This window comes from Kitasatospora sp. NPDC059817 (assembly GCF_042731835.1).
Lineage (GTDB): Bacteria > Actinomycetota > Actinomycetes > Streptomycetales > Streptomycetaceae > Kitasatospora.
This window is the reverse complement of sequence record NZ_JBHWIR010000272.1, coordinates 1-6,691: the sequence shown is the minus strand read 5'-3', so window position 1 is coordinate 6,691 and position 6,691 is coordinate 1. Positions and strand designations below refer to the sequence as shown.

The 6,691-nt window shown below is 69.6% G+C and carries 7 protein-coding genes; 4 read left to right on the top strand and 3 right to left on the bottom strand.

All coding sequences use genetic code 11. The features are described 5' to 3' along the window. Positions 1 to 350: 350 nt before the first annotated feature. Complete coding sequence (locus tag ACFV61_RS33005) at positions 351 to 839, top strand: DUF5994 family protein (protein ID WP_380487717.1); 489 nt, start codon at positions 351 to 353, stop codon at positions 837 to 839. 60 nt (positions 840 to 899) lie between these two features. Then, on the top strand, positions 900 to 1,139 hold the full coding sequence (locus ACFV61_RS33000; protein ID WP_380495693.1) for a hypothetical protein: 240 nt from the start codon (positions 900 to 902) through the stop codon (positions 1,137 to 1,139). 159 nt (positions 1,140 to 1,298) lie between these two features. On the opposite strand, the gene ACFV61_RS32995 is transcribed toward ACFV61_RS33000, so the two are convergent. Further along, positions 1,299 to 1,778 carry a DUF5994 family protein gene (locus tag ACFV61_RS32995; protein WP_380495692.1) on the bottom strand — a complete coding sequence of 160 codons (480 nt, stop codon included), beginning with the start codon at positions 1,776 to 1,778 and terminating at the stop codon, positions 1,299 to 1,301. Between the two features lie 248 nt (positions 1,779 to 2,026). Continuing rightward, a complete protein-coding gene (locus tag ACFV61_RS32990) occupies positions 2,027 to 3,271 on the bottom strand; it encodes a PP2C family protein-serine/threonine phosphatase (RefSeq protein WP_380495690.1) in 1,245 nt (414 codons plus the stop codon). A 558-nt stretch (positions 3,272 to 3,829) separates the two neighbouring features. Here ACFV61_RS32990 and ACFV61_RS32985 point away from each other — a divergent pair. Beyond that, positions 3,830 to 4,807 (top strand): AAA family ATPase, encoded by a 978-nt coding sequence (locus ACFV61_RS32985; protein ID WP_380495688.1) that lies wholly within the window; start codon positions 3,830 to 3,832, stop codon positions 4,805 to 4,807. 16 nt (positions 4,808 to 4,823) lie between these two features. Here the strand turns inward: ACFV61_RS32985 and xerC are convergent, their stop codons facing one another. Continuing rightward, the gene (xerC, locus tag ACFV61_RS32980; protein WP_380495686.1) at positions 4,824 to 5,612 is read right to left on the bottom strand and encodes a tyrosine recombinase XerC; all 789 of its coding nucleotides are present in this window, start codon (positions 5,610 to 5,612) and stop codon (positions 4,824 to 4,826) included. Between the two features lie 736 nt (positions 5,613 to 6,348). On the opposite strand from xerC, the gene ACFV61_RS32975 reads away from it, so the two are divergent. Then, the gene (locus ACFV61_RS32975; protein ID WP_380423863.1) at positions 6,349 to 6,558 is read left to right on the top strand and encodes a DUF6243 family protein; all 210 of its coding nucleotides are present in this window, start codon (positions 6,349 to 6,351) and stop codon (positions 6,556 to 6,558) included. Positions 6,559 to 6,691: the final 133 nt, after the last annotated feature.

The following is a 6,691-nucleotide window of genomic DNA, read 5'->3' as shown; positions in this document are numbered from 1 at the left end:
CGCCACCAGCAGCAACGACTGACACATCCGACGAGACTACGGATGGCCCACAACTGAACCGCCGAACCCGGCCTCACATTGAGCCGTCGCCGACAGCGGACCTCACGGCGACGCGCCGCTGCCTTCTCCCACCACGACAGGTCGACGATGCGGTCATCGCCCTTCACCCCGAGCCGCGCCATCGCTCCTCCGTACCGCCTTCCGGCCTGCGCCGGCCGGTCGGCCTGGAGAGGTCGATGACCGGTCGGAGTACGGTGGGGACACCGGGGTGGTTCAGGTGCTGGCTGTCCGCGGCGTCGTCCTCCCTGGTGAGTGGGCTCTTCCCGGGGCCTGCAGATGGGTGGCGGGCTATGGCGGACGACTCCGACACGCCGTTCCCGGCGCTCCTGCCGGACCGGTTCCGCGAGTCTGCAAAACCCGGTTCGGTGCTGCTGAGTCCGGAGCCGACGCGGTCGCGCGAGGGGACACTCGATGGTGCGTGGTGGCCTCGTTCCCGTGACCTCGGTGCCGAGCTGCCCGGCCTCATCCCTGCGCTGACCGAGCATCTGGGCCCTGTCACGAGCACCGGCCTGAATGCGGACGCGGGGGACGACATCCCGCCCCCTCTGGTCGTCGACGGCCGGTCCGTGCACATCAACTGGAACCCGGTCGGTGATGACACGATGATCATCACGCGGGTGATCGCGATCATTTCACGCTGCTCGTCATCCCTTCGCAAGCAAGCCTCGATGCGGCCCACGCCCCCATGGCGCGGGCGGTCGAGGCCGGCGGCACCGACTCGGCGCAGCGGATCCTCATCGCCACCGGTTGGCTCCGAGCCTTCCGGCGAATCGTTCTGACCGAGGCGCCACCCGTATGGGTTGTATGGGTGGCAGGAAAGGCATGGTGGAGACATGTCCGTGTACGTGAAACTTTCGGCCGAGGCCAGGTCGCCGTCCGAGCCGTCCAAGGGGCCGTTGGACATGCAGTACCAGGACGTCCCCGGCGGCCTCACGTACGAGTACGACCTTCATCCGAGCGGAGCACTGCGGATCCTGCGCGTCTTCGAAGACACTCCGCACGCGGTCGAGGTTTGCTTCAGCCCTGGGGCGTGGCTTGAGGTCGCGGGCACCTATCTGCGAAGTGGCTCCGCGTACTGAGCCGCGCGGATCTGGTCATCCAGTGCGGGGTCGGCGAGGCGCAGGGCTGCATGGGGCCACGCGGCGGCACAGTCGCTCTGGCACGCCACCGCCTCGACCCGATGCGAAATGAGCCGGAGCCGGTGGCGAACCGCGTGGTGCCGTTCGCTGGTGGCGGCGTTATCCGTCTGTCTGCGGCCGGTCTGCTGCCGGAACACCTGCGGCTGTCAGGAGGTCGGTGCCGGTGCGCGTGTTGGCCGGGTCGGACGCCGTTGTCATCAGCCTCTCGGCGGCGGAGGCCTCGGCGTCGGGGGGAATCACCAGGAGTTCCAGGCGCAGCGGGATGAAGGAGCACACCATCACCTCGTCTGCGTCCTGCTCCTGGTCGAACCACCCGACGTGGATGACGTGGCCTGCGACCGGGACCCGCCGGGGGATGACCGGCCAGTGCGCCGGGTTCACGGTGACCCGGGTGATCCGCCCCCACCTGGGGTCCAGCGCTGCTGCCAGCGGGGGAAGTTCACGTAGGAGGTCGTGCGAGCGGGGCCACCAGGCCCCGTCCAGCCGGCCGGGGGTGGTGCCCTCGGGTGTCAGCCGGAGCCGGACCGGTGGTTCCGGCTCCGAGGGCTGGTCGGCGGCGGGATCGAAGGACGCGGTCATGTCGAACACCTACCCCGGGCTCATTCCGGATGACCAAGTGCTGCAGCGGGGTACCCCAAGCTGTGCATGCCGCAGACGGTGAGCTCTTCCACCGTACTCCGGCCAGGGCCAGGGCCCACCCGGGAGGGCAGAGGGCGGCTGGTGGAGGCTTCCCGACCGGGTGGCAGGACGCCGGCGTCCCGCTCTCGAGGTTGCCGGAGACGTCCCATGTCAAAGGTGTGGTCCCCGCTGCGGGTCTGCATCGTGTTCTACAGTTCTGGGTTTGCGAGGTGGTCGGCGGTGCCGCCCCGCCATTCGACCAGAAAGAGGCTCGCGTCGTCGGTGGTGGTTCCGCCCCGCTCCCGCATCAGGGTGTGCGAGAGGCTCCGCACCATCTCCTGCACGCCTCCACCGGCGGGTCCGACGCGCTCGATGGTGGCGATCAGGCGTTCCTCGCCGAACTCTTCCCCGCCGTTCTGGTGTTCCTCGACGAGTCCGTCGGTGTAGAAGAGCACCCGGTCGCCGCGCCGGAGCTGCCGCACGCTGATCTGTGGTGTGGCACCGCCGAAGCCGACCGGTAGGGTGCCGGGGCTGTCCAGGGTCAGGATGACCCGGTGATCGCGGATCAGCAGCGGTGCCGGGTGGCCTGCGTTGACCCATTGCAGCTCGCCCGTTCCGATGTCCATGCGCATCATCTGCGCGGTGACGAACTGGTCCGGGCCGAACTGCTCGTCGATCGCGGAATCCATGAACGCATAGAGCTCGGCGAGCCCGACACCGGCCCGCCGGGCATGCCGATAGGCGCCCACGGCGACGGTCGCCAGCACGGCGGCGTTCAAGCCGTGGCCCATCGCGTCGATCATGGCCAGATGCAGCATGTCGTCGTTCAGGGCGTAGTCCAGGCTGTCGCCGGCGACGTTGTAGGCGGGCTCCAGGATCCCGGCGACCGCGACCTGCGGGGTGTTCATCGACAGCGGGGGCAGCAGTGACCACTGGATCTCCGCTGCCACACTCATCGGCTCGCGGCGCCGCGCCTGGAAGAACTGGTCCGTGTAGCCGTTCTTGGTGACCAGCATGTCGGCGACCAGCCCGGCGAGACGCCGTAGTAACCGGCGGTCGTCGTCATCGACGCTGTCGAGGGTGACGGCCATGACCCCGACCTCGTCACTGCCGTCCAACAGCGGCAGGAACATCCGTATCCCGTCGGCCTGACGGTGCTCGGCCGGGGTCGTACGGAGGAAGACCTCGCCGGCCCGGGAACCGTCGATGGGCACCGGGTCTCCACCGGTGAGTCCCCTGCCTGGAAGCGGCACCAGCATGAGTTGGCCGTAATCCTGCAGAAGGATCGAGACGTCCCGGCCACCGATCGCGCGGACCTCCTCCGCCACCAGCGGGGCGATGAGCTGCGGCGGCATCTCGTGAGCCCGGTCCAGCAGCTGGCCCAGCAGCCGCTCACCGAAGCCCTCCGACCGGTCCACCGCGGCCCTGCGGTTCTCCCGAGCCAATTCCGCCATGGGCACCTCAATTCCCCGCAGTGGCCCTCTTCGCCGGCCGGCTTTCCTGCCTTGCCCCACGCGGCCACGCGAGCGCCGCACTGGCGTTTTGTCCGTCTCAGCATCGCACCGGCTCTCACCCCGCGACACCCGAGCCAGATCCCGCCAGCAGTGACCCTCCCGGACTGGGCAGCTCGCGACCTCCTCGACATGCTCCGCCCGGACCCCGAGGAGGACGAGACTCCTGCTGCCGACGCGAGGCTCGGGCGTCTCTGACCGGCGCACCGGCCAGAGACGCCCCACCCCCCGATTCCAAGCCGCAGTCCCGAAGCCGTTCGACGCGTGGCTACGCCGCTCGCCGGAGGACCTCGCCAGGCCTGGAGCTCTTCACAGGACAGCGCCGCCGAGTCCACCTCGCGTGGCAGGCTCGGTGACCGAGAGCCCTTCCGGCCCGCGGTCGAGCGGGCGCCCATGCCGCCGTACGATACCCACGGCGCTGGAGCGCGCGCCGTGGGTATCGGTTGTCCGGGGCGCTCGCTAGAGTGGCGGGCCGGTCTGCTGAAGAGGAGTGTGAGGTGCGTGGCTGCCACGGCTGACCACCTCAAGGCACTCCTCAACGCCCATGCCGCCGGCGACGAGGACCGCTTCTACAGCATCGCCCTCCAGGTGGCCGCGAAGTCCGCGCGCCAGGCCCACGGCAAGCTCGCCGTCGAACTCCGCGAGATCATCGATGCCGCCCGGGCCGAGAAGATCCTCAGGCTCGCCCCGACACCCGTCGTCCAGCCCAGAGGTGAACTCGCCAGCCTCCTCACCGCCGGCTACCCCGACGTCCGCCTCGACGACATGACCCTCGCCGACGACGTCCGCGCCCCCCTGGACAAGGTCCTGCACGAGCAACGCCAGCGCGCCCGCCTGGAACGCTTCGGATTCACCCCCGTACACCGCATCCTCCTCTCGGGGCCGCCCGGCACCGGCAAGAGCATGACCGCCGCCGCACTGGCCAAAGAACTCTCCCTGCCCCTGTTCACCATCCGCCTCGACGGACTGATCAGCCGCTTCATGGGAGAGACCGCCACCAAGCTCCGCACCGTCTTCGAAGCCGCCGCCGAGACCCGCGCCGTCTACCTCTTCGACAAGTTCGACGCCCTCGGCGCCGAACGCACCGCCGGCAACGACGTCGGCGAAGCCCGCCGCATCCTCAACTCCTTCCTCCTCTTCCTCGACGAAGCCCCCACCGAAAGCCTCGTCGTCGCCGCCACCAACCACCGCCACCTCCTCGACCGCGCACTCTTCCGTCGCTTCGACCTCGTCGTCCACTACGCACCACCCTCCCCGGAACAGGCGATCGAGATCCTGCAACGACGCCTAGCCGGAATGGACACCACCGGCGTACCTTGGTCCGACCTGATCACCAAGGTCGACCAGCTCAGCCACGCCGAGCTGGTCAAGGCCGCCGAATCCGCGGCCAAACGCGCCATTCTCGGAGGCAACGACGTGGTCGACCAACACCTCTTGACCGAAGGACTGGACGAGCGGCACGCGCTGCGCCATGCCTGACCGGCCCCGTCGCGGTTCACCCCGTACCGTTGTCCACGGCGGACAGGGTCCAGCGGACGAAGAGCTTTCGGTCCATGAGGTGGACGTCCGACCAGTGCAGGGCGAGGACCTCACTGCGGCGCATGCCGGTACCGAGCATCACCTCGAACAGGTCGGCCAGCTGGTCGGCGTACTGCTCGGCGTTGTGCCGCAGGAACGACGCGGCCTCCTTCGGGGTCCAGCAGGTCCGCTCCTGCGCGCGGGGCTTGGGCGGCACGCAGTGCTCGGCCGGGTTGAACTTCAGCCGCCACGACCGCACCGCGTGGTTCAACGCGTTGGGCAGCGTCGAGACCACCCGGTACAGCGTGACCCGGCCCCGCCCGGCCTTCCGCTGAGCGGCCATCCAGTCCTCGATCTGCTTCGGCCGCAGGTCCAGCAACCGGCACCGCCCGAACGCCGGGATCAGGTCCCTCTCCACGTACGCCGCGTAACCGGCATAGGTGTTCACGGTGAGATCCTCCTTCCACGCGGCCAGCCACTCCCGCAGGTAGTCCGCCACGGTGGTACGACGCTCCTCGTACGACCCGCTCAGCTCACCCTCCAGCACCGCCGCCAGCTCCTGCGCAGCCTCCGCCTCGGTCGCGAACCCGCCACGACGCCGCGTACGACGCCGGCCGTCCTCCGGCGCCAGGTCAACGCAGTACGTCCACGACCCGTGACCCGCCTCCTCCAGCAACCGCACACACCACGCACCCAACTGCCGCCCGCCCTCGTCCCGGCACCCACATCGCCGGTACACCCTGCCCCGCTGCGCACGCTGTCCCATGTGCTTCTCCTTCCTGAACGCGGTGACCCTGGTCCAAGGCTTGCCGTTCGGCCGGGCGTGGCGGCAGAGCGTGCGGGGCGGTGCGCGAGGTACGTCAGGACCAGCGGGCGAGGACACGCTCAAGACGACACACCGTCCGGAAGATCACCATCCGTATCCAGTGGGTAGTCGAACTTGATCCGCCCGGGCTGGCGAGTGGCAGCGAAGGGTGTCCCGGCCGGCCAGCGGGCGGTGTGGGATCCCGGATTCCGTGTCCTCTCCCCATGGGCGATGTCCACCGCGTGGCCAAAAGGACACGGGAACGGGAATCGGCAGGTGAATCGCCGCTGCCCGAGCCAAGGGTTGTCCCGCAACGGCGGGACGCAAGTGAGATGACCTCTCATGCCATCAGTGTGCTCGCGACCACTGGCAGCGCCCCCGCGGCCCGGCAACGCCCATCTGGACAGGGCGGGCGGCGACGACCGGCGGGTGCTGGCGGTGCTGGGAATCCCGGAAGGAACCGGCCGGCCCCGGGCGCTCGCCGAAGGCCCGGCCGACGCGGGAGCGGCGAAAAGGTTGGTGTGCAGGGCCGACGGAACCGGGTAACGTCTTTGCCATGTTCTTCCAGACCCCGATTTACGAGTGAGCGCGTGATGGGCCCCTGCTGACGTCCTTCGACGTCGCCGCCCGTCCCCCACCGATGAATCCGTAGATCACTTCACTTCACTTCACTTCACCACCGGGAGAACCCACGACCGTGAGCAAGAACATCAACAACCCCGTGGGCATGGGCGGCGGCCAGCGCAAGAGGCAGTCCCGCGCCGAACGGCAGAACAACGGTCCGCACCGCAACCTCGACCGCCAGGGTGCAGCCGACCAGAAGGCGGAGCTGGTGCGCAAGATGCGTGAGAAGGCAGGAACGGCTGAGGGCGCCGGGCAGGCGGGCGGCGACATCGTACAGGGCTGACGCACCGCCGCCGCAGCCCGGCACCGCACGGGGCAGGGCGCGGGGCCCCGCCCGCCGGGCCCGCCCCGGGGGCCGTACCGGGGGGGGCCGGGCCCCCCCCCGACACGGCGCCCCCCCCCCGAGGCTCGACCCA

Excerpts from the sequence above, each read along its gene's own strand:
- ACFV61_RS32990 (WP_380495690.1), bottom strand. The coding sequence starts at position 3,271 with ATGGCGGAATTGGCTCGGGAGAACCGCAGGGCCGCGGTGGACCGGTCG.
- ACFV61_RS33005 (WP_380487717.1), top strand. The coding sequence starts at position 351 with ATGGCGGACGACTCCGACACGCCGTTCCCGGCGCTCCTGCCGGACCGG.
- ACFV61_RS32995 (WP_380495692.1), bottom strand. The coding sequence starts at position 1,778 with ATGACCGCGTCCTTCGATCCCGCCGCCGACCAGCCCTCGGAGCCGGAA.
- xerC (WP_380495686.1), bottom strand. The coding sequence starts at position 5,612 with ATGGGACAGCGTGCGCAGCGGGGCAGGGTGTACCGGCGATGTGGGTGC.